Origin of the sequence: Pseudoalteromonas sp. T1lg24 (genome assembly GCF_002964745.1) — a bacterium.
GTDB lineage: Bacteria > Pseudomonadota > Gammaproteobacteria > Enterobacterales > Alteromonadaceae > Pseudoalteromonas > Pseudoalteromonas spongiae.
Window position 1 is genome coordinate 54,208 of the sequence record NZ_PQCB01000006.1, and the last position, 26,623, is coordinate 80,830.

Sequence of the window (26,623 nt, forward strand, 5' to 3'; positions counted from 1 at the left end):
GATTATTCTTTTTCCTGCGGCTTATATGGATGAATCGCTTTATGTTTAAACGTCCACGCTTTGTACAGCTTAGTAACAAAATGCTTAAGCTCTTTTGAAAACTGTGCGATTGCAATGCCTATCACAATGCCAAAAATAAACGCCAAAATAATATAAGTTAAGTACATTAATTATTTTCCAGAAGCTTAAGAGGATGTGCTTTACAAGGCTTACGACTTGGAAAGCGGTTTATATCGTGTACAACAGCCGTGCGTCCTGATGTACTCATTGCAAGTGGCACTTGCTCTACCGCAGATTCTAGTAACTGTACGGAGAAATCTTCCAATTCTTTGTTGTCGTCGGCGTGTTTAAGCTCTCGGCAAATTTGTTCTATGTATAAGTCTTGCGAATAAATGCTATGAGCAGCAAAGAACTCACTGATTGCTAATCTGAATAATCGCTCAATGGCGTTATCCACATCATTTTCTCGGCAAGCATGCAAATAAAGCAAAACTTGCGATTGATTCGCAGTAAAAATATCACCGTTACGTTTTACAGAAAAAAGACGTAATGCATCAATTGGCTCGACACCTTTAATCAAATCCAAGATCACCAAAACGCCACTAATCCCCGTCGACAAACTGGCTTCACGTTGCAGTTTCACGGCATCAACAAAGCTATTTGGTGTTAAATACCCTTTTGCTTCCACCCCTTTAGCATGAGCCAGTACTGCTTTGTAATCTTTTGGCAGCGTACGCACAAACTTAACGCCTTGCAAAGCTTGCACCTGCGACATCAAACGTGAAATATCTGTGGTTGTGTGCAAAATTAAATTAACGCCTAAGGTTAAAAATACACACTCATCGTGGTGACGTAACACGCCATCTTTGTTTTTAATTACAATTTTTAGCCAAGGCCCGCAAACATCTCGTAATTCATAGCAAAGTGCAGCAAGTTCCGTCTTTTTAACATCATGGGACGCACACAAAACCACTGTTGCAGCTTTATTTTCGCGAGCATGTTCGGCTACGCTTTGGTTATCGTCGCATATTAAATAATGTGGCGGTAATTTTGTCTCGCTAGGCAACAACTCTTTGCTAATAAAAACCTGTTCTAAATTTTGATAAACAGGTTCAACATTCGCTTCATTTTGAACGTTTAGCTCGGCCGATACCGGTTGTTCAAAAAACAACTGATAACTTATCTGGCTTAGCACCCCTTTTTCACTGCGCCAAAAATCAAAGTACAAGTTGTGGTTCATTAAATGGCTATTAAGATGGGCAACACCGTCAATTAATTTGCTGTGAGCTAAAAAAGTGGGCGCTTTTTGTTGCGCTGTTTTCCCTGTAAACAAAAAGATCAGGCTAATATTGTAGCGTTCAGCTATAGATTGCGTTTTATGCAATAGTTTTTTAACTAATTTAGCTTCAAAGTGGTTAGCTAAATCTTCGGAAAAGTGAATAATTAAATGCGCACCGCGAAAGCCAGAATAATAACTTAGCTCTTCAATTGTTTGTGAAATAAACTGAGTGCTGTTTTCGATAAAAAACGATGTGTCTAAGGCAAAAAGTTGCGCTTTTTTTAGTTGCGGCCATTTATCTGATTTAGCAGAAAATCGCTCAGGGTCTTGCGATATTACAAAGCTCTTGCTTTGTTCGTTTATTGAGCTCAAGGCAAGCTCAATACCTGCTTCTTCGCTGTTGGCGAAAAGCGCGTATGTCGCTGCTTTAAAAATAAGCCCATGATCGCTCTGAATACCCAAAAAGTTCAATTTATGCACATTTAACCCACTTTTGCTTTATAAGCGCATTATTAATACATAACGCGTCGCTCTAAAAAAGTAATACTTTCTATTTAGATGAAAATATGATTTTATATACAATCATTTAGCCAAGTCCAGCGCCATTGTTGAGAAAAGTGCTAAATTTTAGTTTGCTCAAGCCGATAACAATTAATTCAAATTGTATTAAGCTCGCAAAATTAAAGGCCTACAAGGAAAACACACGTTATTTTGTCTCAAATGCTACGTAATAGAGTGTAATAGTTTAGCCCAATCTAACCGACTAATAATATAGAAGCTTTAACTTAAGAGGTTAATATTGTGACTAATAATCAAAACGCTGAAACCATAGAAAATGCGTATCATGCGCACGATATTTCTAAATTGGAAACAAAAAGCAAAATTGCTGTCGCCGATTACGTTGAGATTACAGAAAAGCAAAAAGAAATGAAAATCATTGCTAAGTATGATCTTTTTAGCGAAATCGAAGAAATTTAATAATTATACGTTTTAACAAAGCCCATTTTGTATGAATCGAGTATTTTTTAAAGGCATGAAAGGTGGTACGGGAAGTACATCTATTATTGCCAATATAGCAACACTGTTATCTCAAAGCCATCACGACGTGTTGTGTATTGACCTTGATTCTAAAAATGAACTGTGTCTGCACCTTGGCCACGAGTGGCAAAACCAAACTGGCTGGACAAATAAAATAGCGGATGCCGAATCTAGTTGGGCTGATATTGCGTTTATCAATGAAGATAACGTTAAATATGTGCCTTATGGCTCGGAACTTGCCAATAATTTTTCATATAATACACTGTTAAATCAGTCAAAACGTTTAGATATCGACCACAACAGTTGGTTGCTGTTTGACGTACCAAGCCATATGTCACTCGATGACTTAGCCCTTGATGACAGCGATATCGTTATCAATGTAGTGACCTGCGACCCTGCGTGTTATAGCCAAATTAAAAAAGGTAACACACATAACCAAGCGTATTACTTAATTAATCGCTTTAATGCCAGTAACCCGCTTGAACTCGATGTATATCAAATTTGGCGTGCAAATTTAAAGCAATTAGCACCGTTTTTTATTCATTTTGATAGCGCGGTACCTGAAGCACTTGCAGCTAAAAATGTGCTTATTAACACTTCACCGCTCAGTGTAGTAAAAGAAGATTTTCACGCACTCGCAAGCTGGTTAAATAACAAACGCAAGAGTCTGTCGTAACACATATGAATACGTCTAGCCTCGTTAGCCCAAAGCACAATATTGGTAGAGTAAAGTCACGCTATCGCTTCTTTTTTGAAGAAAATAGTTACAGTGTATTTATGTCACTGTTACTTACTGTGGCTTACTTTGTTTTGCATGCCTTTATTAAGTTAGAACGTATCGATTTTGATAATGCTTTTTATCGCTACTTTCCACAATTAAAACCGAACCGCTTTCGCCTTGGCGACCCAATCCGCTTTGTTATTCAGTTAACCTTTCTCACGCTAGTAAAGTTTAAACGTGATGGTAAACAAGCCGTTGAAAAAGAATCAAAGTATTCCATTTTCAAAATTTTGCCGCTATTTATCGACTGGGCAATGCGATTCGATAAATGGTTTACCCTACGCGTGCGGCAATCACTTAACAAAGAAATAAATGAAAATACCCAAACCGGATTTCAAAAATTAACCTCCGCCGATTTTTGGGAAAAACCTCATATCACTAAAATACTGCTTGCTGCGGTACTTTTTTTATTGGCGATATTTATTACGGTTCCTTTTTCCCTTGAAGCACAAGCGATTTTTATGAGTTTGATCTTATTTATCGCCTACTCATTGCGAGGTATAAAAGGACCATTGCCGACTATTGTAATGATAACATTGTCAATTACGACCTCTACTCGTTACATTTGGTGGCGTGTAAATGAAACACTGAATTGGGGTGACCCTATAGCCTTGTTTTTAGGATTTGGCTTACTTGCCGCAGAAGCGTATGCCTGGTTTATTCTAATTTTGGGCTTTTTCCAAACCATGCGCCCGTTAAAACGTAAACCAGTTAAGCTTCCTAAGGACACCAGTAGTTGGCCTACCGTTGACGTTTACATTCCAACTTATAACGAGCCTTTAAGCGTTGTAAAACCAACGACTATCTCAGCTTTGGCGCTAGACTGGCCAGAAGACAAGCTAAATGTGTATATTCTTGACGATGGCAAACGCGATGAGTTTAAAGAATTCGCCGCTGAGATTGGTGTTGGCTATATTGTTCGTCCAAACAACTTTCACGCTAAAGCAGGTAACCTAAACCATGCAATGCGTTACACTGATGGTGAGTTAATTGCCATTTTCGACTGTGACCACGTACCTGTACGTTCGTTCTTACAGATGACCATAGGTCAATTTGTCGAAGACCCTAAAATGTGTCTAGTGCAAACACCACACCACTTTTTCTCTGCCGACCCGTTTGAAAAAAACCTCGGTAATTTTGCCCAAACGCCTAACGAAAACATGCTGTTTTACGGTCTAATTCAAGACGGAAACGACTTATGGGATGCTACCTTTTTCTGTGGTTCTTGTGCCGTAATTCGTCGCAGTGCAATTGAAGAAATTGGCGGCTTCGCGTTTGAAACGGTTACAGAAGATGCTCACACAGCACTTAAAATGCAACGTAAAGGCTATCGCACCGCTTACATTAATATTCCACAAGCAGCGGGACTTGCTACTGACAGTTTGTCGACCCACGTGGGCCAGCGTATTCGCTGGGCGCGGGGTATGGCGCAGATATTTAGGGTGGATAACCCCTTGCTTGGGCGCGGGCTCTCGTTAAGCCAACGTTTTTGTTATTTGAACGCGGCAATGCACTTTTTCTCTGGTATTCCGCGCATCGTGTTTTTAACGGCACCCTTGGCACTCATTTATTTTGACGCCTATATTATTTATGCGCCGTTTTTAGCAATTTTACTGTACGTGGTACCAACCCTGATGCAGGTTAAAATTACCAACTCCCGAATCCAAGGTAAATGGCGTTATTCATTTTGGGGTGAAGTATATGAAGCTGTGCTTGCTTGGTACATTTTAAAGCCTACAACCGTGGCACTTTTTGCGCCTAACAAAGGTAAGTTCAACGTAACCGAAAAAGGTGGTTTAACCGATAAAGATTTCTATGATTGGGAAATCTCAAAACCATACCTTTTTCTCGCAACCATTAACTTGATTGGCTTAGTTGTTGGTGTTTTTCGCATATTTTTTGGCGACCCCGTTCAAATCGGCGTATTGTTAATCAGTATGGCATGGGCACTGTACAACTTTATGATTTTAGGTGCGGAGATTGCGGTTGCGGCAGAAGCAAAACAAGTAAGGCGCTCTCACCGTATTACGGCGAACTTCCCCGCTGCACTGCGTGATGCGAATGGCAGAACATACAAAGTACGCGTAACCGATTTTAGTGATGTTGGTGTAGGCGTACAGTTGCCAGCTGATGATTTAATCAATGTGGAAACTGATGTTGACCTGATAATGTCACGTGGACGTCGACAATTTTCATTTCCGTGTAAAGTGATTAACGCACGTAAAAATCGAGTTGGATTGATTTTAAGTAATCTGACACTTGAACAAGAGAAAAACTATATTGAATCAACCTTTAGTCGCGCTGATGCGTGGCTCGGTTGGCAAGAGAATTTTACGCATGATCTTCCCTCTGAAAGTTTTAAGCATGTAAAACAAACCAGTATTCGTGGTTTTAAAAGCTTAATTCTTCATGCACCAGCGAAAGCAAAGAAATACATAACAAAGATTGGTAATATTTTAATTTTGGTTGGCTCATTTATGCCGCAAAAGCCAAAACTGGGAAATTTAAATTATGAAAGTGCTAACTAAAGTAGCAGGAAGCATATTGGCGCTCAGTTCGCTGTGTAGTATCAATGGCTACGCAACAACAAGCGGCAACAATGCAACAGGCAACTTTGCCCGCAACGCAACCAAAATTGCTGAAAATAAAGACATATACAAACAAGGTTACCCTGAGGCAGGTCCTCAAAGCACCTTGTCTTATACATTTGAGCAATTGAACCGACCTGATATGCGTTTGCGCGGAGTGCAAGCAAGTCGTACGGTTGATTTTACTAACCGTGTTGATCACATTATTACCGATTTAAGTCTCGACTTTGCATTTACCAGTTCACCTGCATTGATCAAAGAGCTTTCCCATTTAAAGGTGTATTTAAATGAAGAAGTGATGGCGACAATTCCGGTCACCGACGCGAGCCCAGATAAAGTTAACGAGGGCATGCAGCGCCATAGCATTAAGCTTGAGCCTAAATTTGTTGAAGACTTCAACACCCTTAGATTCGAGTTAATTGGTCACTATACGCGTGAATGTGAAGACCCATTTCATTCCAGTATTTGGGCCGATATTAGTCGTACCAGTCGCATTACCTATACCGAGCAGCAATTACCATTTGAGAGCTTACTCGCTCAGTTCCCAGAACCGTTTTTTGATGAACGTGATTACGCTCAGTTAACACTGCCGTTTGTATTTAACGAAACACCAGACAACACAACATTGCACGCTGCAAGTATTTTAAGCTCGTGGTTTGGCGCAAAAGCAAACTGGCGTGGTGCAAAATTCCCAGTTAACTACAATGCACTACCAAGTTCACACAGTGTTGTTTTTGCAACCAATGATAATCGCCCTGATTTCTTAGCGGATTACCCAGGCGTTGATGGCCCAGTTGTTGAAGTAATTGCAAACCCAGAGCATCGTTACCAAAAACTCTTGTTGATCTTAGGCCGTAATAATGATGACTTAAAAGTTGCAGCGGAAGGCCTAGCATTAGGCTTGCCAATGATGACTGGCCGCAGTGCAAAGATTAACAAGGTCGAATACATTGAGCCGCGTAAAGCTTACGACGCACCGCGTTGGATCCGCTCAGATCGCCCGGTTCGTTTCGGCGAATTGGTCGAGTATAAAAATCAACTGCAAGCTGTTGGCTACAGTGCACCACCAGTAAAACTAGATGTACGTGTTGCGCCTGATTTATTCACTTGGTACACCGACGGCTTACCAATCGAATTAAAATACCGCTATACACCACCTACAGATAAAGGTGTATCACGTCTTAATATGTCGATTAACCAAGAGTATGTGCAAGGTTACAAACTCGACCCGAATGAGTACTCAACGTTAGTCGATGAAGATATTCGTATTCCACTACTATCGACCGATGATACCGATAAAGAACGTTACTTTACCGTACCCGGTTTTAAAGTGGATATTAAAAATGACGTGGCCTTTGAGTTCTTATTCTCAACTGAAAAAGAAGGGTTTTGTCAGACTACCGCACCTGAGGGCACCATAGGCGCAATTGATGAAAACTCAACAATTGATGTCTCTGATTATCACCATTATATTGCGATGCCTAATTTGCATGCTTACGCACAAGGTGGTTTTCCATTTACCAAGTTTGCAGATTTAAGCGAAACCTTAATTGTTTTACCTGAATCACCTAACCGTGATGAGGTCGAAACCTTGCTTACTGCAACAGGTCACTTAGGGCAAACAACGGGTTACCCATCTCTAAAAGCAACGATCCTCACCGATAACGGAGCAGACATTGATTTCGACGATAAAGATATCTTGCTCATTGGCTCGCAAACAGGTGCAGATAGTTTTGCTCAAAACGAGCATATGTCGGTGCTGATTAATCACTCTCTACGTGAAATAAAACAAGCAATTTATGAAACTCAGCCGTACAAGTACGCTAAGAGCAATGAAGATGCCTCAACGCACGTTTCACTTGAGAGTTATGGTTCACTTGCAGCCATTGCAGGATTCCAATCGCCGTTTAACGACGAGCGCAGTGTAGTATCAATTATGGCCGCAACTAGTAATGATTTGGGGCTTATCAACAACACCTTAATTGATGGCGCTAAATTAATTCAAGTGCAAGGCACTGCAACAATTATCAACCCTTATAAAGTGCATCAATCGCATTTAGGTGAGCGCTACTATATTGGTTCGTTACCGCTGCACACACTTATTTGGTTCCACTTGTCGGACCATCCTCTGTTATTAGCATTTATGACGATTATTACATTACTTATTTTATCTGTTATCTTATGGCGTGTTCTCAATACTTTAGCGCGCAAACGTGTTGGTAATAAGGAAGACTAAATATGAAAAAGTTACTCATTGTATTATTGCTTCTAATGCCAACATTGCTAAAAGCAGAAAGCTGTATGGTGTGGCCTGAATGGCAGACCTTTAAAAACAATTTTATCTCAAAAGAAGGTCGCGTAATTGATCTTGGTTCTGAGAAAAACATTACCACCAGTGAAGGTCAATCTTATGGTTTATTCTTCGCATTGGTGGCGAACGATAAAGAAACCTTTGATAAGTTACTTAATTGGACCGAGCGTCACCTTGCTGAAGGTGATTTAAGCGCACGTTTACCTGCATGGCTTTGGGGCCGTAAAACGCCATCAAGCTATGGTATTTTAGACTCTAATCCTGCGTCTGATTCTGATTTATGGATAGCCTACGCGCTTGCAGAGGCGAGCCGTTTATGGAATGAGCGTCGTTATGCGGTACTTGCTGCGGTAATGGCAAAGCGCATTTTAAAAGAAGAAACCGAGTTTTTACCAGGACTAGGGTTAACTCTATTACCTGCCCCTTATGGCTTTGAAGTAGGCGAACAAACATGGCGTTTAAACCCAAGTTATTTGCCACCGTTTATTTTCCAACGATTTGTTGAGCTCTATCCAAGCCAACCATGGCAAGAAGTACTAAATTCATCATTGGTAGTGCTTTCAGAAAGTGCGCCAAAAGGCTTTAGCCCTGACTGGGTGTTATACAATCCCAAAAAAGGCTTCCACTTCACTAAAAAGCACAATGATGAGGGTAACTTCAATGCTATTCGAAGTTATTTATGGGTAGGTTTGTTAGCTGATGATGTTAGTTACAAAGAGCAGCTGTTGTTTAAGTTTGACCCAATGGCGCGAAAAGTAAGTGCCAATCGCGCAGTACCACTCAACACCTATGCTAAAACAGGACGCACTGCAAAAACTGGCCCTCTTGGTTTTCAAGCAGCGATTCTACCTTTTATGAAATCATTTGGTGATCGCGTAACGGCAAGTATGATTAATCAAAAGATCAACGCCAACATAGACTATGAGCTGCGAAATAATTATTACAGCAGTGTACTCACATTGTTTGGCACCGCCGCAACCAATGCACGTTTTGAGTTTTTAAATGACGGTTCGTTAGTGCCGGCATGGAGCACCGAATGCAACTAAGAGCGGCAGCATTATTAGTAAGCTGTTTACTTGGGTCACAACTGCACGCCAGTGAAGGCCTTGATGCTCAGCCTATTAGTTGGCTTTTAGAACAAGTTGAACTCGGCGAGGCACAACAAAAACCACAACTGGTGATTGATAGTCTCGCCCGATTAGAGCAAGTTGAACCTGGCAGCCTTGATATTCGCGCTGCCTGGATCCGCTACTACTTCGAGCAAGGTGAAACGGAAAAAGCTGTTGAAGAGCTCAAAGCATTTAAAAAAGATGAACCGTTTTATCCGTATATTCAACGCTTAGATAGCATTGCGTATATTCACTCACCTGAAGGTAAAGAAAAACTGCAAGCTGTGCGCTTATTAGCACGCGCAGGTCAATCAAAAGAAGCTGCAAAGCAATTCAAAGCGCTATTTCGCGGCGAAATACCAACGGCGAGACTAAAGTTTGAATATGCCAACATACTTTCTGCCGATCCAGATAGTTGGCAACAAGCAAAAAAGTTATTTACTAAGCTGACGCAACGCTACCCTAATACTGCACAGTTTGAAGTAGCCTATGCGCGCCATATCTTAAAACGAAAACCAACGGACAAAAAATCGCTGGCAATATTGCGTAAATACGCAACCCATTCGCAAATGCGCATTGAGGTTGAGCGCGTATGGTTAAATGCGTTAGAAGATATGCCAATTAGCACCTTTACTCGCTCACAATACAGTTACTTTTTTAGCCTCTATCCACAAAGTGATTTAGGTAAATTACAGTACGAAGTATTTAGTGAAAAATTGGTTGCACAACTAAAGCTAGAAGCCGATCCTAACTACCAAGCCTGGCAGCGCGCAAAACGCCATATGGCAAAAGAAAACTACGCACTTGCAGAAAAGCTGTTACGCAAAGCAGCCGCTGGCAGACCAAAAGACGCCGACATAGTGGGCGACCTTGGTCGTAGTTTAATGGCGCAAGGCAAACATGCTGATGCCCAACAATATTTTAGCAAGGCCGCCAAACTCGCAGACAGTAGCGATAAACCAATTTGGTTAGGATTATTAAATACTGCCAAGTTTTGGGGGCTGATCAGCGAAGCAAGATCTGCAATTGATGCCTTAGAGCTGACAAGAGCCGAACAACTGCTAGCCAGTGCATTAAAACTCAAAGAAGACACTAATACCGTACTGATTTATTCATCACAGGTAGCACAGGCCAAAGGTGACACAGCGCAGGCGACAAAATACCTGCAAACCGTATTACGCAGTGACCCTAATAATGGCTATGCCCTGTCTTTATTGCTAAATATTGTAGAACAGCAACAAAGTATTAATGCACTAGAGCGATTTGAATCAAGTTTAACTAAAAAACAACGCGAAACAGTCAGTGCGGAAATAAACGCTGCAAAAACGGTTATTTACCGTGAACAAGCTGAAGAACTGTCTGCGCGAGGCGAACCGAAAGAAGCGATTGCACTGCTTGAAAAAGCAATTAAAACCTCACCTACAAATGGCTGGCTTTATTATGACTTGGCCTTTGAATGGCGCAAGTTAGGCGATATTGACACCAGTAAGAAAGTCTACAATCAAGCGCTTTGGCGTTTTCCAATGAATCCAGAAATTCGTTATACCCACGCTCTTTACATGCGTTCGCTAGGCGATTTTCGCGCTGGATTACAAAGCTTATCTTATATTCGGGTGAAAGATTACACGCCGCAAATAAAAGAATTAAAAGAAACGTTAGCGCTCGGTGAGCAATTTGAACAAGTCGATGTGTTAATTGAGACCGAACAAAAAGCCTCTGCCCTTGCCCTGTTACAAGACATCGAAAATCAAAATGATTTAAGTAACCTGCAAACGGCACAAATTGCAGCGCAATGGTACAAATTAGGCATGCATAACCGTGCCACCAGCCAGCTCAAAAGCGCGCTAAATAGCGCACCTAAACTCGATTTCTACTGGTATCAGCTATACAGTGAATGGTTGCTTAGCGCAGACGACGCCGATGATCTCGATTCATGGTTTGCCAATTTGCATATGGCGCCGGCGCAAACCCAAAGTGAAAAGCGCGAAATAGAAAACTTAAAAGTGCGCTACCAAGTAAAAAAACAGCCTGATCGCGAAGAGATTATCTTAACATCTTACCTTAGCAACAACCCATCAAGCATTCCTGCAAATGCACGCTTGCTTGAATTTGCGTTAAATAAAGGTGATTTTGAGCAAGTTGATTTTTTATATGAAAATGCGCACAAATACGGCGAATTAGAGTTCGAAACTGAGTATCAAGTTGCGAAAAAGCCCTATTTAGTAATAAATATGCGCTGGGTGAAAAAGTAGTTAGACACTTAGTTTATCGCGTTCCCGCAGATGAAAACTATAATCAGCGCCGATTAATGGCCCTGTTGCTCGATTTTAAAGATCAAGACAATGCGCTCAGATACCAAAAAGATCTACTCGCACTTTCACCAAGCGACGGCGAATTGCTCAATCTTGCAGGCCAAGTAGCAGACAAATTTGGCCAAAGCGAACTCGCAATTGAATACTATCGTCAAGTACTTACAAAACAACGTGTTGATGTTGCCGACAAAAAAGTGCTGCATGACTTAGCACAAGACCAAGAAACCGATACTTGGTATATGCGCTCTGCTCGTTCGGGCATTGCAAAAATTAAAAACCGTACCGATGGGCATATTGCGCTTGCTGGCGACTTTAGCGGTCAAACCAGTACACAAAATGATCATGAACTGGGCTTAGGTGCTGCGTTATTTGAAGGCTACTTTCCATTTTTAGAGGGTCAGTTATTTGTTAAAGCGGATGCCGTTAGCATCTCTGCCCAACAAACTAACTTTTCAGAACGATTTGCCGCAAGTCGCTACGGCACTGGCGCACTTTGTTATGATACATGCTCGCTATTTAGCATTACTCCTCGCGATCAAGGTATTGCCTTTGGTGTTGGCTGGCAAAACGAAAACTGGCGGGTGGATATTGGTACCACACCACAAGGCTTCTTAATTTCAAATATCGTAGGTGGCGTGCTCTATCAAAATAGTCTCGGTGACTTCAGCTACGACATTGAAATTGAGCGAAGAGCACTCACTAACAGCGTATTGTCATATGCAGGCCTTGAAGACGTTAATCAAAATGAGATTTGGGGTGGCGTTACCAGCAATGGTATTACCCTTGGCTTGTATCACGATCTTGGCCTCGATTGGGGTTTTTGGGCGACGCTGGATTATCAGTATTATCAAGGCAAAAATGTACTTGATAACGACCGAAAACGTGCGATGACAGGTGCCTACTATCGCTTTATCCAGCAGCCAGACTTTGAACTGTCTGTCGGCACTAACTTGTTGTATTGGGGCTATAAGCATAACCTTTCAGAAGAAACGTACGGCCATGGCGGTTACTACAGCCCACAAAAATACCTTGGTCTGTCAGTGCCTGTTACAGTAGATGGTCGTTTTGAGCAGGACTTAGTTTATCGCCTCAAAGTGAACGGTGGTTATTCGCGTACAACCACAGATGCCATTGAACTTTACCCAAATAACCCTGAACTACAAGCTGTTGCAGAGCTCAAAGCAGTTGAAACGGGCATTGACCCAATATTTGCTGCTGATAAAAGCAGTGGATTTTCATGGGGTATAGAGGGCTTAGTTGAATACCGCGTGCAACCTCAATGGTTAATTGGTGCGAGCTTTAATATCGACCGCGCTGATTTTTACGAACCAAATTACGGTCAAATTTACGTGAAGTATTTGTTTAACCCTGTTTACGGTGAGCTGCCATTAGTACCAAGGCTAATCGTGCCTTACGCTAACTATTAATCACATAATTGAAAAAGGGAGCAAAGCTCCCTTTTTTATTTGTTAATTACTGACTTTGACTGCGCCAAAGAGCGGCATAACGCCCTTCTTTTTCAAGTAGTTGTTGGTGTGTACCCTCTTCCACCAGCTGCCCTTGCTCTAAATAAAAAATGTGATCCGCATCGGTCACGGTTGAGAGGCGATGAGCAATCATAATCGCAGTATGATGGCGTGCCACTTTTTTGATGGTTCGCATTATGGCTTCTTCGTTATGACTATCAAGTGCTGAAGTTGCTTCATCAAATACCATAATAGGAGAATCTTTCAATAGTGCCCTTGCAATCGCAACGCGCTGTTTTTCACCTCCCGAGAGCTTTAAACCGCGCTCGCCAACATGGGTTTCAAAACCATCGTTAAGCGATTCAACGAAGGTTTTAAGATTGGCAGCTTCGCTTGCGGCAATCACTTGCTCTTTCGTTGCCGATAAGTTGCCGTAATGAATATTGTCATAAATACTGGCGTTAAATAACACGGTATCTTGTGGAACCACGGCAATGACTTCGCGTAATGAATCTAATTTAACCTGAGCGATATTCTGCCCGTCAATTTGAATGTTGCCATTGGTTACATCATAAAACCGGCAGAGTAACTTGGTTAGAGTACTTTTTCCAGAGCCACTCGGACCAACAATTGCTACCTTGCTCCCCGCCTTAATATTAAGAGACAGGTTATTTAAAATTGTGCGCTCTTTTGCATAACCAAAGCTGACATTTTTAAATGTAATGACTCCTTGGTTTACCGCAAGTGACTCACTTTTGCTATTGCGCGACACAGAGGAGTCAACCTTGAGTAAATCAAACATATTTTCAATATTGGTGAGCGAGCCTTTAATTTCACGATAGACAAAACCCAAAAAGTTAAGTGGCATGAATATTTGCATCATAAAGGCATTCACTAACACAAAATCACCTAGGGTCATCGCGTTTGCTTCCACATCAAGCGCCGCAAATAACAGCATTGAGGTCATCGCTGTGGCAATTACAAGGGCCTGACCGCCATTTAAGGCAAACAGTGATAATCGGTTTTTACGGCGTGCTTTTTCCCAAGCCGCAAGTTCAACATCGTACTCTTTAATTTCGTGCTCTTCGTTATTAAAGTATTTAACTGTTTCAAAATTTAACAGGCTATCAACGGCGCGGGTGTTTGAACGATTATCAGCCATGTTGGCTTCGCGAATAAACTTTAATCGCCAATTAGTCACATACACAGTGAACGTAATATAAACCACCACTGAGGCGGCAATCACTAGCCCGTATTTGGCGCCATACTTGGTAGTTAAAATACCAATTACCAACATCAGCTCGATTAACGTTGGGCCAATATTGAAAACAAAGAAGCGCATCACAAAACTAATGCCCGACACCCCGCGTTCAATATCTCGGGCAAGGCCACCGGTTTTGCGATCTAAATGAAATTTAAGGTCGAGGTGTTGTAGATGGCTAAATACTTTCATACTAATACGGCGCATGGCGCGCTCAGTAACACGGCCAAACAGCATGTCACGTAATTCAGACAACACCACATTGGCAAGGCGCAGTACACCATAGGCGGCAATTAAACCAACCGTGCCTAATAACACCACATTATTTTGTTGATCTAACGTGTCTACCGTGTATTTCAGTACAAAAGGTAAATAAACACTGGCAAGCTTAGCAAATACTAAGCAACAAAACGCAATAATAATGCGCGTGCGAAATTCTAATAAATAAGGTACAACTTGTTTAAAGACGCGTATATTAAAGCTGTCATTTTCGTTTGGCACAGAAAAACCGCGGCGCATAACTCACTCGTGCTCATTAAGATCAAATATAGGATGTATTATGTATTGGCAAGCAGTTGAACAGCAAATAGAAATCGCATTAAAAACAAAAACGCTCCAGCCACTCACAACACAAAGCCAATCCTTTTTGGATAATAATATTCACTTCACGGTGCACTTGCGCGTCGCTAAAAAAATCGACAAACCCCATCAAAGCACGCAAAAGACCAACCCATTTTTACCTCATGAAGAGGCGATGTTTGTAAAAGACTGCCCACCGTCACACAAGCTGCTGTTAAATAAGTTTCCGGTATTAAAACCCCATGCACTGTTGTGCAGTAAAGAATTTGTAGCGCAGCAAAGCCCATTAACGGAGTCTGATTTTTCAGCTTGGCTTCAACATTTAAATTCGCCTTATGATGTTGGCTTTTATAATGCGGGCCCTATTGCTGGTGCCAGCCAAGGTCATCGCCATATGCAATTGATTCGCTTAGCACACAGTGACACCGTTACGGCTATTGCAAAACAGCTAGACGACATCAGCTTTGTGCGATTTGGCCCTCTAAATTTAGCACTGTGTATCAAATATTATCAGCAAGCGCTTCAACAATTTGCTTTGAATAACAATGACATTGAGACCGGTGCATACAACCTAATTATACATAAAGACTTATTCTGGTTAGTGCCACGAAAAACCGCGCATATCGAATCAATATTCGCTAACGGACTTAATTTTTGCGGCCATTTTTTGGTAAGAGATGAAGCGCATCTACACTGGTTAAAGGAACACGGTTTTATCGCGTTTTTAAGAGGCCTATGCCAAGACCTGCATAAATAAACAGCAAAAGTGCATACAAACAGGTCAAATCTGTTAGATAAGGGCTTTTGTTTAAAAAACTCTCTAGGTATACTGGCCGGATGCAGTTTGTATTAATAACCTTATTTTACCCCTCGTTCAGTATGTTTATTAACACAAATCTGCTTTCTGGGTAACTGTTACCCAAACACAACTATTGGCCGCCCGTTCAAACCGAAAGGTAGTAACAACAATAATAATATTGGCCACAACAATAATTTGAATTAGGAAGCATACGATGAATTCAGTCCCTAAAGCAGGTGAAATGTTAGGCCATCCGAAAGGCCTATTCCTGCTATTCACTACAGAACTTTGGGAGCGCTTTAGCTACTACGCAATGCGCGCAATCTTAGTACTTTATTTAGTAGACCAAGTATATTCTGAAGGCGGTAACGGTATGGGTTGGACCCAAGCCGATGCACTTTCAATGTATGGTACATTTACTGGTCTTGTTTACCTTACGCCATTAATCGGTGGTTGGTTAGCGGATCAATACTTAGGCCAACGTAAAGCAATTTATATCGGCGGCTTCTTAATGGCTGCGGGTCAGTTTATCTTAGGTACACCACACGCGTGGGTACCAGGTATGGAAACAGAAGCCTTCTATGTAGGTTTAGGTCTATTAATTGCTGGTAACGGTTTATTCAAGCCAAATATTTCAACCATGGTTGGTGATTTATATGAAGAAGGTGATAACCGTCGTGATGGCGCATTTACTATCTTCTATATGGGTATCAACGTAGGTGCTGCACTTTCTGGTATCGTAGTAGGTTCGGTTGTTGCACATTATGATGGTAACTACCAAGCGGGCTTCATTTGTGCCGGTATTGGTATGATCTTCTCACTTATTATTCAATTCTTATTTGCGCAAAAACTACTTGGTAACATAGGTACAATCCCAGCGGCTAAGTTAGAAAAGCAACAACAAACAGAAGTACGTAAAGAGCCATTAACTGCTGTTGAGCGCGACCGTATTAAAGTAATCATGGTATTAGGCCTTTTCACTGTTGTTTTCTGGGCAGGCTTCGAGCAAGCTGGCGGCCTAATGAATATCTTCACTAACGAATACACAGACCGTAACATTGGTAGCTTCGAAGTACCGACTACATGGTTCCAATCTTTAAATGCAATTTTCATCGTTGTATTTGCTCCGGTAATTGCGTCTATCTGGATCCGTCTTGGTAACAAAGAACCTAACTCACCGGTTAAATTTGCACTTGGCCTTATCTTATTAGGTATTGGTTTTGTATTTATGATGGGTGCGGTTATGGAAATGGACGGTGACCCAACAAATAAATCAAGCATGTGGTGGTTAGTAGGTGCATACTTCTTCCATACCATGGGTGAATTATGTTTATCACCAATTGGTTTATCAATGGTAACTAAACTAGCTCCGCTACGTATCGCATCATTAATGATGGGTGCTTGGTTCCTATTTATTGCAATTGCTAACAAAGTTGGTGGTATCGTTGGTTCATTTATTGGCCACGGCGACACGACTAAAGAAGAGCAACTTGCAAATGCAATGTCTATCTTTGGCGGTATCTTTATTACTGCGATTGCTTCAGGTGTTTTACTGTACTTTATGGCAGATAAACTCGTTGATTGGATGCACGGTGCAGAAGATCACCACCACACTGAAGAAGAAGTGTTAGAAGAAGAGCTTGAAGTAACAGCAACTCGTTAATAACGCACTTATTACAAAAAAAGGCCTATAATTTTTATAGGCCTTTTTTTATGTCATTAAGTGTAATTGAAGCTTAGCTGCCAGATATGGTATTTTTCACCCTCAATTTAATTCTTTTGGGTGATATGTGAAAACTTACAAGCTTTTAAGTTCATTACTAATATGTTTAGCGCTAAGTGCATGTGGTGGTGGCGAAACTGAAAAAGTATATGTGCCAGATCTAGAACAAGGTGGCGTAATCACACCATCGATGAGTTTAAACGCCAGCTTTGATAATGGCAGAATGGCGCTGCGTATACCCGCAGGCATTTCAGACAGTGATTTCACCCTAAAAGTTAGCACATCACAAAGCGCGCCTTCAACGCAAACGCAACAGGTAATTTCAAACACCTATACGCTCTCACCTGAAGACAAAACACTACTCAACCCAATTGAAATGGAAGTGTTTGTTGATTTAACTGAATATCAACAAGGCAAAGTGTATTTAGCCCGTTTAGAAAATACAACTTGGTATCCAATTACCAGCAGTGTCGGTGCTGCAAGCGTTAAAGCGAACCTTAGTCAACTAGGTCAGTATGCGGTGCTTTTTGAGCCAAAGCGCGAATTAGAAATTAGCAAAGTGATTGGCCCGGAGTGCGATACCAATGCAAATGAGCAAGCGCTGCGCTTTATTCATGTGGCCGATTTACACTCTCGTTTTGGCTATAAAGAACAACTCTTCAGTCGCATAAAAGGCCACTATCAAAATGCCAAATCAACACAGCCATATACTTTATTCACTAATGGCGGCGACGACTATGAAAAAGGCACAGTAGCAGAACAAATTTCACAAGGGCTTGCCACGGTCGATGCGATAAAAGCGATGGAATTTGATGTACGTGTTGTTGGCAACCACGATTATGCGTGGGGACCAGCACAGCTGTTAGATTATGCCAATGACGACCATGCCATAGTGCTCGCCAGTAATACGCGTTATGTCGGCAATGACGAAAATGGCTTCGCTGCTGTTGATTTTGCTGCAGTGCAAGTAGGTTGTTTAAAGGTAGGCTTTTTTGGCATGACTTCAGTGCCATGGAACGAGCTCGATGAGCCGCTACAAACCGCCCCTATTCCAGATTTTATCCCCGACTTTAAAATGAACTGGGACTGGACTTCCGTTGCGCAAGGTATTGTTAATACGTATCGTGAAGATGTTGATTTTATGGTTATGCTTAGCCACATGGGCATAGGTGGCGACACCCGTATTGCCGAAAACATCACTGGCGTTAATTTAGTATTAGGTGGTCATACCCACGGCGGCGAAAGTATTCAGGCACTCGATAACGGTGCGCTGGTTATTCAGCCAAACTTTTTTGCGCAAGGCCTAACAGACTTAACTCTGACAATAAATACCGATTCAAACACAATTACTAACTATGACTACAAAACTTATTTAACGAGTAATATCGATGTCGTTGATCAACAAATGGCCGGCACTATTGAGCAAATTATGGGTCGCTACGCGCCTGATACCAATACCGCTATTGCCTTTTCTGAAAATTACCCTAACGAAGCGCAAACCGCCGAAATTTTAGCAAATGCAACATTCTTTACCCACAGTGTCGATGCCGCCTTGTTTGATCCAATTCAAGTACAAAACCGTTGGACTCCGGGCAAACTAACCCAAGAGAAGTTTCACGAGACCTACTATGTTGAAAGACAGCCATCTGACACTCCTGGGTTTAACGCGCTTTATGAAGTCTCCATTACGGGCAGTGAGCTAAACCAAATGCGTTTAGCGCAGCCTGAATGGGTATTTAAACTGGCAAGTGATAAATCTATCAGCAATGACAAAACCTATCGCGTAGCACTGCAAAAAGGTCCCGCCTATAACGGCAACCTGTTCTTCTCGGGGATTACGTTACCTACTCCTACGGAATTGTCAGAATCTTGGTGGGCGCTTGATCAGTATGCCCGCCAGCGAACCAGCCAATGTGTGCATATTGATACCAACCAACCGTTAAATAGCTGCCTTGAAGATAACTATGTCACAATTTGGAATTTCAATGATTTAGATGCGCCATTCGAAGCTGATTTTGGGCCGAGTGAACTGAGCTACTTTGATCCACTCAATAAAGATTGGGGGCCGGAACGCAGCCCATTTGTAAGCACTAGCGATGCCAATATTGCAGATCTACCCGATGGCAGCTCTGGCGTACTAGCCTTTGGTCGTCATAGCCCATCGCAAGGCTTGGCATTAAAGCACAATGTGCCCGCTAACGGCGATTTTTACCAAAGCAATAAAGTAGCCGATTACACTTTAGTAATGGATATTATGTGGCCGCAAAGCAGTAGCAATGAATTCCGTGGGCTACTGCAAACAGACCCGCTTAACAACGACGATGCGGATCTATTTGTTGACCGCGACACCAATGGTGTAGGTATCACAACCCGTGATAGTGGCTTCTTTGGTAACCTGCAACCCAACATCTGGTATCGCGTTGCAATTGTGTTTTATAGCGCGCCTGAAAATGGGGTTTTAAAAGTATTTATTAACGGCGAGTTAGTCGGTGAAAAAGACGAAGGTGAAATTGGTGAACGCTGGGCGCTCAGTAATACCTTGTTACTGCTGACAGACGATACTTATGAAACTGAACCGGGCTATTTAAACGCACTACTTTTTGCTGGGCGTAGCTTCGATGCAGATGAAATAGCTAACCTTGGCGGCCCAAGTAAAACGATGCGGTTTAATCAAAGTACTCGGGCACTCAATCAAAAAGTGGAACGTCACAGTGAAAGTGTTGCCACGATGGCGATTAACCCTTGGTTAAAACAACGTGAAAAGTTCTTTAACAGTAAAAAATAGCAATGATTCTAAAAGGGGCCAACGCCCCTTTTTTTGTGCGTACGCGTCGCTTACTCAAAATTGTAAATAAAACTGCACAAAAATGAGCAAAAATCACACGCCATTAACAGTGCTACATTTTAGCCTGTTTTTATCTACTCACCATTCACACCGCAGAAATCAAAATTTTACTCGTGCAAATTAGGCTATTTTTTACGCGCCAATAAATCGTATTAAAAGAAACAGCTAAATATTGCCTTTTTTGTATTTAAAAGTTTACAAAAAGCCACCCCTAGCAAAATCACCTCAGCTCTTTTCCTTTTACAACTTTTGCATAATTATCTAGCCAATTCGTGTTTAAAGAGTTGGCCACTCGAAACGTAATAAGCCATCTCTCACTCTTTAGGGGACAAAAAATGACTCAAGTAAATAACCCACTCGGTTTATTAGGTATCGAATTTACTGAATATGCGACACCAGATGCAGATTATATGGACAAGATCTTTGCAGACTTTGGTTTTTCAAAACTGAAAAAGTTTAAAGGTAAAGACATCACCTACTACAACCAACATGATATTCATTTTTTACTAAACAATGAGCGTGATGGTTTTTCAGCTGAATTTGCTAAATCACACGGCCCTGCAATTTGTTCAATGGGCTGGCGTGTAGCTGATGCACAAAAAGCATTTGATGTTGCTGTTGAGCGCGGTGCAAAGCCTGCAACAGATGCGGCTAATAAAGATTTACCATACCCAGCGATTTACGGTATTGGTGACAGCCTAATTTACTTCATCGACGTATTTGGTGATAAAGGCTCTATCTATGCAAATGACTTTGAAGACTTAGCTGAGCAAAACATTGTTGAAGACAAAGGTTTCCTTCGCATCGACCACCTTACTAACAATGTTTACAAAGGCACTATGGAAACATGGGCGAACTTCTACAAAGACGTATTTGGTTTTGAAGAAGTACGTTACTTCGACATTAAAGGTCAGAAAACGGCACTATTGTCTTACGCACTTAAGTCACCATGTGGCACATTCTCGATTCCAATCAATGAAGGTAAAGACGATAACAACAACCAAATTGATGAATATCTAGATGAATACAATGGCCCAGGTGTTCAACACTTAGCGTTTTTAACCAACGACTTAGTGGGCTCTCTAGATAAGCTAGACCAAACAAATATTGCAACTTTAGATATCGTAGATCATTACTACGACACTATTTTTGACCGTGTTCCTTGGGTTAAAGAAGACAAAGATAAAATCAGAGAGCACCAAATTCTGGTAGATAGCCAAAGCGAAGATTGTTACTTACTGCAAATCTTCACTAAAAACCTATTTGGCCCAATCTTTATCGAAATGATCCAACGCGTTGACGATGGTGGCTTTGGTGAAGGTAACTTCCAAGCATTGTTCGAATCAATCGAGCGTGACCAAGAGCGCCGTGGTGTTATCTAAGTTAAGATAAGCTAACAACATAAAAAGCAGCTTTCGTCTTTTTTGGCCAAGCTGCTTTTGCTATTTCAAGGCTAACATGTTTTCAAACTTGAATTTATTAATTCAATCGCCATATTTAGCCTAAGCCAATAAAAGCAAAAGGAAAGACCATGTCTTTTATCAATGAAACGCACGATATTAATTTAAAAAGCTGGGTAAGCAGCGCAAACGTTGCTGGCAATGACTTCCCAATTCAAAACCTGCCATTTGCTTCTTTCCGTCGTAAAGGATCGTCAGAAGAATTTCGCGGTGGTGTCGCAATCGGTGACCAAGTATTAGATTTAGCCGTAGTTGCAAATGCGGGCATTTTCTCAGGCATTGCTCAAGAAGCTGTAGAAGCAGCTAACGCCCCTGCACTCAACGAATTTATGGGCATGGGTAAGGCATATTGGTCTGCTCTACGTTTAGCGCTTTCAAAAGCACTACGTGAAGGCTCTGAGCAGCAAAGTGCTCTTGAATCTGCACTGGTAGCGCAAGATGACGTTGAATATGCACTTCCATGTCATATTGGCGACTACACCGATTTCTACACATCAATTTACCACGCAACAGCCGTAGGTAGCTTATTCCGCCCTGATAACCCGCTTTTGCCTAACTACAAATGGGTACCAATCGGTTATCACGGCCGCGCATCATCAATTGGCGTATCAGGTCAAAGCTTCCCTCGTCCAAAAGGCCAAACAAAAGCGCCTGATGCAGACGTACCGTCATTTGGTCCTGCAAAACGTATGGACTATGAGCTTGAGCTAGGTATCTACCTTGGTAAAGGCAACGAGTTAGGCGATGCAATTAGCATTCAAGATGCAGAAGATCATGTATTTGGTTTCTGTTTATTTAATGACTGGTCGGCACGTGACTTACAAGCGTGGGAATATCAGCCACTAGGGCCATTCCTTGCGAAAAACTTCGCATCGACTGTATCGCCTTGGATTGTCACTACTGAAGCATTAGCGCCTTACCGTACACAGTGGCACCGTGATGAAAACGATCCACAGCCGCTTGATTACCTAGAGTCTTCACACAACCGTGAAGCAGGCGCATTCGATATTCAGATGGATGTGTTACTTGAATCTGAAAAAATGCGTGCTGACGGCGCTGCACCAAGCAAGCTTTCTGAGTCGAGCTTCAAACACAGTTACTGGACAGTAGCGCAAATGGTGACACACCACACGGTAAACGGCTGTAACTTTATTCCAGGCGACATGCTAGGTTCAGGTACTCAGTCAGGCCCTGAACATGAAGAAGCAGGTTCAATGCTTGAACTATCTCGTGGTGGTAAAGAAAGCATTAAACTTAACAATGGCGAAGAGCGTAAGTTCTTGGAAGATGGCGATAAAGTGATTATGCGTGGTTGGTGTGAAGCCGACGGCTTTAACCGCATTGGCTTTGGCCGCGTTGAAGGCACGGTATTACCTGCCAAGTAACCTCCTGCCCTTTTTAGGTGGCAAGCAAATTGCCACCTAATACTCCCTCTTAAGTCGTATTTCAAAAATTTTTCTGGATTTTTTGCAGTATGTTGGTATCTTGTACCGGTTAACTTGCCTGCTAATTAATAATAATCAAAGGCAGTATATTTAACTACGTCGGTTTTCATAATGTTAAAAGCACTTTTTCCAGATAAACAGTTACTGATCCGCCAAAACGGTGACGTAAAATACCTTACTTTGCCAAGTTGGCTGCAAGTAATGCTATTTTTCGTGGGTCTTGCTGTGTGCATTATTGCTGGTGCGGGTAGCTATCAATACGTTGAACTAAATGGCGTGATCACCGAACAACAGCAAGTCATTGAGCAAAAACAATCTGAACTCGATGCGCTACACCTATCCTATCGTGAAAAACACAGCGAACTTTCAAGTCGCATTTCTCAAATTGATGAAAAATCACAACTAATGACCAATATGCTTGAGTCATTACCTGAAGCACAGCAAGAAGAATTTCAGGCGCAACAAGACGCCACGCAAAAAGAAAATGCTCCTGTTCAAACAGAGCAACAAGCGAAAACATCTGACACCGAAACAAAGCCAGAAGACGCTGACGTTACAAAAAAAGCGCAAGATAAAAAACAAGATAGCAAACCTGAGCCTAAGGCTGAAAGTGAAGGTGAATCTGACACACAAGATGACAGCACTAGCGAAGAAACCATTGAAAATGACATCGCGCGTGAAAACCAATTGCTTGATACTCAGTTTACTACCCTTGCTCAAGTTGTCGATGGCCGTACTGAGAGCCTATTAAAAGCGTTGGAAAAAGCTGGAGTTGACCACACAACCTTAATTAACAAAGAGTTAGATGAAACAGCTCAAGGTGGTCCATTTAATGCGGTTGATGCGTCTGTACTGAGTAAAGATCAGCAAGCGCTATTAGATAAAATCGTAGTACTTAATCAGCTAAGCGGTAATCTTGAATTACTACCGACCAGTTTGCCGGCTAAAGCATTTTATGTTTCAAGTAGCTATGGCCTACGTACCGACCCTGTTACCAAGCGCAGAGCAATGCACCGCGGCGTTGATTTAGCTGGCTGGCACAAAACTGAAATTTTTGCCCCAGCACATGGCACAGTAAAACGTGCAGGTCGCAATGGCGGCTATGGTAAATTTATCGAAATTGAACATAAGAATGGATTCGTAACACGCTACGGGCATTTAGCTAAAATTAACGTAAAGCGTGGACAAGAAGTACAAAAGGACCAAGTTATCGGGTTAATGGGTAACTCAGGACGCAGTACAGGCACCCATTTACATTATGAAATTTTACACAATGAAAAACATATTAACCCGTTAAAATTAACTAAGGCATTTGAGAATGTTCTCCAATAAGAAAAAAAATTCGTTTCCTTCTATTATCTCATCAGACGTTGAAATCTCCGGGACAATTAACAACTCAGGTACAATTCAGTTAGAAGGCTGCATCATTGGCGAAGTGAATGTACAAAGCCTAACTATCGGCAATGACGGTCGTGTAGAAGGCGATATTAACGCGCAAGAAGTAATCGTAAAAGGCACTGTTAAAGGTACTATTAAGGCTAAAAAAGTAGTACTAGAGCAGTCGGCAAGTGTAGTTGGCGATATTTTTCACGACACGATTAGCATTCAAGAAGGCGCTTCAATTCAAGGCTCTATGACACAAGCAGCAAAGCCTGTAGTAACAAATACTGAAGAAAAAGAACCGAAAAAAGAAAAGAAGACAGCCTAAATGACTTTATTACGTAATACCCTACTCGCGCTTACATCAGCCGCTATTTTATCTGCATGTTGGTTTCAAGATCCTGCTGTAAAGCAAGTTGAGCAATTTATTAGCGAACAAAAAGTCGATAAGCAAGACGAGAAATGGCGCACTAAACTAACGCTGCCGCCAAAACTTGAATTTGCACCAGACACAACCTACTACTGGGTACTTAAAACAAGTTTAGGCGAAATGAAATTTGAACTGTTTCATAAAACAGCGCCGATGCATGCCTCAAGTACGATTTATTTAACCAAGCTTGGCTTTTACGATTCACTGACGTTCCACCGTGTTATTACAGATTTTATGGCGCAAGGTGGCGACCCACTTGGCAATGGGCAAGGTTTCCCAGGGTATCGTTACGGCGGTGAATTTGAACCTTTAGTATCGCATGATCAAAAAGGCCTATTGAGTATGGCCAATGCCGGTCCAAATACCGACGGTAGCCAGTTTTTTATTACCTTTCGCGCAACCCCGCACCTAGATGGTAAACATACCGTATTTGGCAAGCTAGTTAGCGATGAGGCAGTGTTAGATCTGTTTAACGAAAACGCGACACGCTTTGGTAAGCCAAAACAACAACTGATTATCCAATCAGCGCATATTATTACTGAATAACAAATCATTTAGTAACCAAGCGCTAACCACAAGCCTTGAGCTAACGCTTAAGGCTTGGATCTTCTAAGCATAACGTATACAATTCACCGCCCCTGATAATTGTAGTGAGATTATGCTAAAACTCGCCCTCGTTCTGCTTGTTATCTTTTGCCCAATGGCAATCGACCTTTACCTACCAGCCATGCCTCAGATGGCTGACCAACTCGATACGTCAATTACCAATATTCAATCAAGCATTACCGTTTACATGTTATGTGTGGGCTTTGGACAGCTCTTACTTGGCCCGTTAAGCGACCGTTTTGGCCGCCAAAAAATAGCGATATTTGGCGTTTTTGCTTACTTTATTGGCTCAGTACTCGCGGCGTTTTCCGATACCGTCACCTTGCTAATTATCGCCCGTATCATTCAAGGCATTGGTGCCGCAGCAACATTTGTTAGCACATTTGCGTTAGTACGCGACAATTACAATGCCAACAAAAGTGCCCAAGTAATTTCATACTTAAATGGTATAGTGTGCTTTATTCCTGCATTAGCCCCTATTTTAGGCGCTTGGCTAACCTTGCAATTTGGCTGGCAAAGTAACTTTTACTTTTTAGCCGGATTTGCCGCTATCGGATTTATCGTGTTGTTGGTTGCGATTCCTAAACGCCCTGCTATTGCAACTCAGCAACAAACTGAAGAAAAACTGTCTTATTGGCAGATAATTTCACACCGAACGTTTTTGTTTAATGCCACCATTTGCATGCTGGCAATGGGTGCTATTTTGGCATTTGTCGCACAGGCCCCTAACTACTTAATTAATCAACAAGGGCTAACCGAGCAAGAATTCACGCTCTGGTTTAGCATCAATGCCACAGTGAGTATTATCGCCAGTTTCACGGCACCGCAACTAATCAAGCGCTCTACATCACTCGCCTTGTTATGTGGTTTATTGTTGATGGTTAGCGCTGCGTGTTTGGTTTTACTATTTCAATTTACGCTTGCCAATATAAGTAGTTTTATGGCTGCTATTTTTGTCGGTTCCATGGGCTATTCATTCGCTATGGGCGCGGCTGCAGGTAACGCGCTAGGGCCTTTTAAAAAGCAAGCAGGCAAAGCCTCAGCCTTACTTGGCATGATGCAAATGAGTGGCGCGGGGTTAATCGTCAGCTTAACCCAATACCTACCGCTTGCGATTCCATTTATTATTGCGCTGCACTTACTCAGTGTGCTGCCTTTTTTACTAACGCTAAAACGCCATCAAAGCGCGGCAAAACCATCGTACAACTAGA

The 26,623-nt window shown here is 41.9% G+C and carries 19 protein-coding genes; 16 read left to right on the top strand and 3 right to left on the bottom strand.

Annotated features, from left to right (window positions below; all coding sequences use genetic code 11):
• Positions 1–2: 2 nt before the first annotated feature.
• Together C2M30_RS21455 and bcsE are read right to left on the bottom strand one after the other, a co-directional pair.
• The gene (locus C2M30_RS21455) at positions 3–167 is read right to left on the bottom strand and encodes a hypothetical protein (protein ID WP_158523435.1); all 165 of its coding nucleotides are present in this window, start codon (positions 165–167) and stop codon (positions 3–5) included.
• Entirely contained in the window at positions 167–1,759 is a 1,593-nt protein-coding gene (gene bcsE, locus C2M30_RS03220; RefSeq protein ID WP_105170654.1) for a cellulose biosynthesis protein BcsE, read from the bottom strand. The genes C2M30_RS21455 and bcsE overlap by 1 nt, the downstream gene beginning before the upstream one ends.
• A gap of 321 nt (positions 1,760–2,080) precedes the next feature.
• On the opposite strand from bcsE, the gene C2M30_RS21460 reads away from it, so the two are divergent.
• Genes C2M30_RS21460 through C2M30_RS03250 form a run of 7 tightly spaced genes read left to right on the top strand, consistent with a single transcriptional unit; the run spans position 2,081 to position 12,845 of the window.
• Complete coding sequence (locus C2M30_RS21460; RefSeq protein WP_158683308.1) at positions 2,081–2,257, top strand: hypothetical protein; 177 nt, start codon at positions 2,081–2,083, stop codon at positions 2,255–2,257.
• A gap of 31 nt (positions 2,258–2,288) precedes the next feature.
• The gene (gene bcsQ, locus C2M30_RS03225; RefSeq protein WP_105170655.1) at positions 2,289–2,993 is read left to right on the top strand and encodes a cellulose biosynthesis protein BcsQ; all 705 of its coding nucleotides are present in this window, start codon (positions 2,289–2,291) and stop codon (positions 2,991–2,993) included.
• Between the two features lie 5 nt (positions 2,994–2,998).
• On the top strand, positions 2,999–5,626 hold the full coding sequence (gene bcsA / locus C2M30_RS03230) for a UDP-forming cellulose synthase catalytic subunit (RefSeq protein WP_105170656.1): 2,628 nt from the start codon (positions 2,999–3,001) through the stop codon (positions 5,624–5,626).
• Positions 5,610–7,922, top strand: a complete 2,313-nt coding sequence (gene bcsB, locus C2M30_RS03235) for a cellulose biosynthesis cyclic di-GMP-binding regulatory protein BcsB (protein WP_105170657.1) — start codon at positions 5,610–5,612, stop codon at positions 7,920–7,922. Before bcsA ends, bcsB begins: the two co-directional genes overlap by 17 nt.
• 2 nt (positions 7,923–7,924) lie before the next feature.
• Positions 7,925–9,043 (top strand): cellulose synthase complex periplasmic endoglucanase BcsZ, encoded by a 1,119-nt coding sequence (gene bcsZ, locus C2M30_RS03240; RefSeq protein ID WP_105170658.1) that lies wholly within the window; start codon positions 7,925–7,927, stop codon positions 9,041–9,043.
• Positions 9,034–11,358 (top strand): tetratricopeptide repeat protein, encoded by a 2,325-nt coding sequence (locus C2M30_RS03245; RefSeq protein ID WP_158683309.1) that lies wholly within the window; start codon positions 9,034–9,036, stop codon positions 11,356–11,358. Before bcsZ ends, C2M30_RS03245 begins: the two co-directional genes overlap by 10 nt.
• A 56-nt stretch (positions 11,359–11,414) precedes the next feature.
• Positions 11,415–12,845, top strand: a complete 1,431-nt coding sequence (locus tag C2M30_RS03250; protein WP_105170660.1) for a cellulose synthase subunit BcsC-related outer membrane protein — start codon at positions 11,415–11,417, stop codon at positions 12,843–12,845.
• A 46-nt stretch (positions 12,846–12,891) separates the two neighbouring features.
• Here the strand turns inward: C2M30_RS03250 and C2M30_RS03255 are convergent, their stop codons facing one another.
• Positions 12,892–14,664, bottom strand: coding sequence for an ABCB family ABC transporter ATP-binding protein/permease (locus C2M30_RS03255; protein ID WP_105170661.1), 1,773 nt, complete (start codon positions 14,662–14,664; stop codon positions 12,892–12,894).
• 40 nt (positions 14,665–14,704) lie between these two features.
• Here C2M30_RS03255 and C2M30_RS03260 point away from each other — a divergent pair, with 40 nt between their 5' ends.
• The 9 genes from C2M30_RS03260 (at position 14,705) to C2M30_RS03300 (ending at position 26,622) form a co-directional block, all read left to right on the top strand.
• Complete coding sequence (locus C2M30_RS03260; protein WP_105170662.1) at positions 14,705–15,481, top strand: hypothetical protein; 777 nt, start codon at positions 14,705–14,707, stop codon at positions 15,479–15,481.
• 256 nt (positions 15,482–15,737) lie between these two features.
• Entirely contained in the window at positions 15,738–17,186 is a 1,449-nt protein-coding gene (locus C2M30_RS03265) for a peptide MFS transporter (protein ID WP_105170663.1), read from the top strand.
• A 127-nt stretch (positions 17,187–17,313) separates the two neighbouring features.
• Complete coding sequence (locus C2M30_RS03270) at positions 17,314–20,031, top strand: metallophosphoesterase (RefSeq protein WP_105170664.1); 2,718 nt, start codon at positions 17,314–17,316, stop codon at positions 20,029–20,031.
• Between the two features lie 395 nt (positions 20,032–20,426).
• Positions 20,427–21,473: a 4-hydroxyphenylpyruvate dioxygenase gene (hppD, locus tag C2M30_RS03275; RefSeq protein ID WP_100913050.1), complete on the top strand. Its 1,047-nt coding sequence runs from the start codon at positions 20,427–20,429 to the stop codon at positions 21,471–21,473.
• A gap of 149 nt (positions 21,474–21,622) precedes the next feature.
• Positions 21,623–22,936: a fumarylacetoacetase gene (fahA, locus tag C2M30_RS03280; RefSeq protein ID WP_105170665.1), complete on the top strand. Its 1,314-nt coding sequence runs from the start codon at positions 21,623–21,625 to the stop codon at positions 22,934–22,936.
• 171 nt (positions 22,937–23,107) lie between these two features.
• Positions 23,108–24,328, top strand: a complete 1,221-nt coding sequence (locus C2M30_RS03285) for a M23 family metallopeptidase (RefSeq protein ID WP_105170666.1) — start codon at positions 23,108–23,110, stop codon at positions 24,326–24,328.
• Positions 24,315–24,704 carry a bactofilin family protein gene (locus tag C2M30_RS03290; protein WP_105170667.1) on the top strand — a complete coding sequence of 130 codons (390 nt, stop codon included), beginning with the start codon at positions 24,315–24,317 and terminating at the stop codon, positions 24,702–24,704. The genes C2M30_RS03285 and C2M30_RS03290 overlap by 14 nt, the downstream gene beginning before the upstream one ends.
• The gene (locus C2M30_RS03295; protein ID WP_105170668.1) at positions 24,705–25,352 is read left to right on the top strand and encodes a peptidylprolyl isomerase; all 648 of its coding nucleotides are present in this window, start codon (positions 24,705–24,707) and stop codon (positions 25,350–25,352) included.
• 112 nt (positions 25,353–25,464) lie between these two features.
• A complete protein-coding gene (locus tag C2M30_RS03300) occupies positions 25,465–26,622 on the top strand; it encodes a multidrug effflux MFS transporter (RefSeq protein ID WP_105170669.1) in 1,158 nt (385 codons plus the stop codon).
• Position 26,623 lies beyond the last annotated feature (1 nt).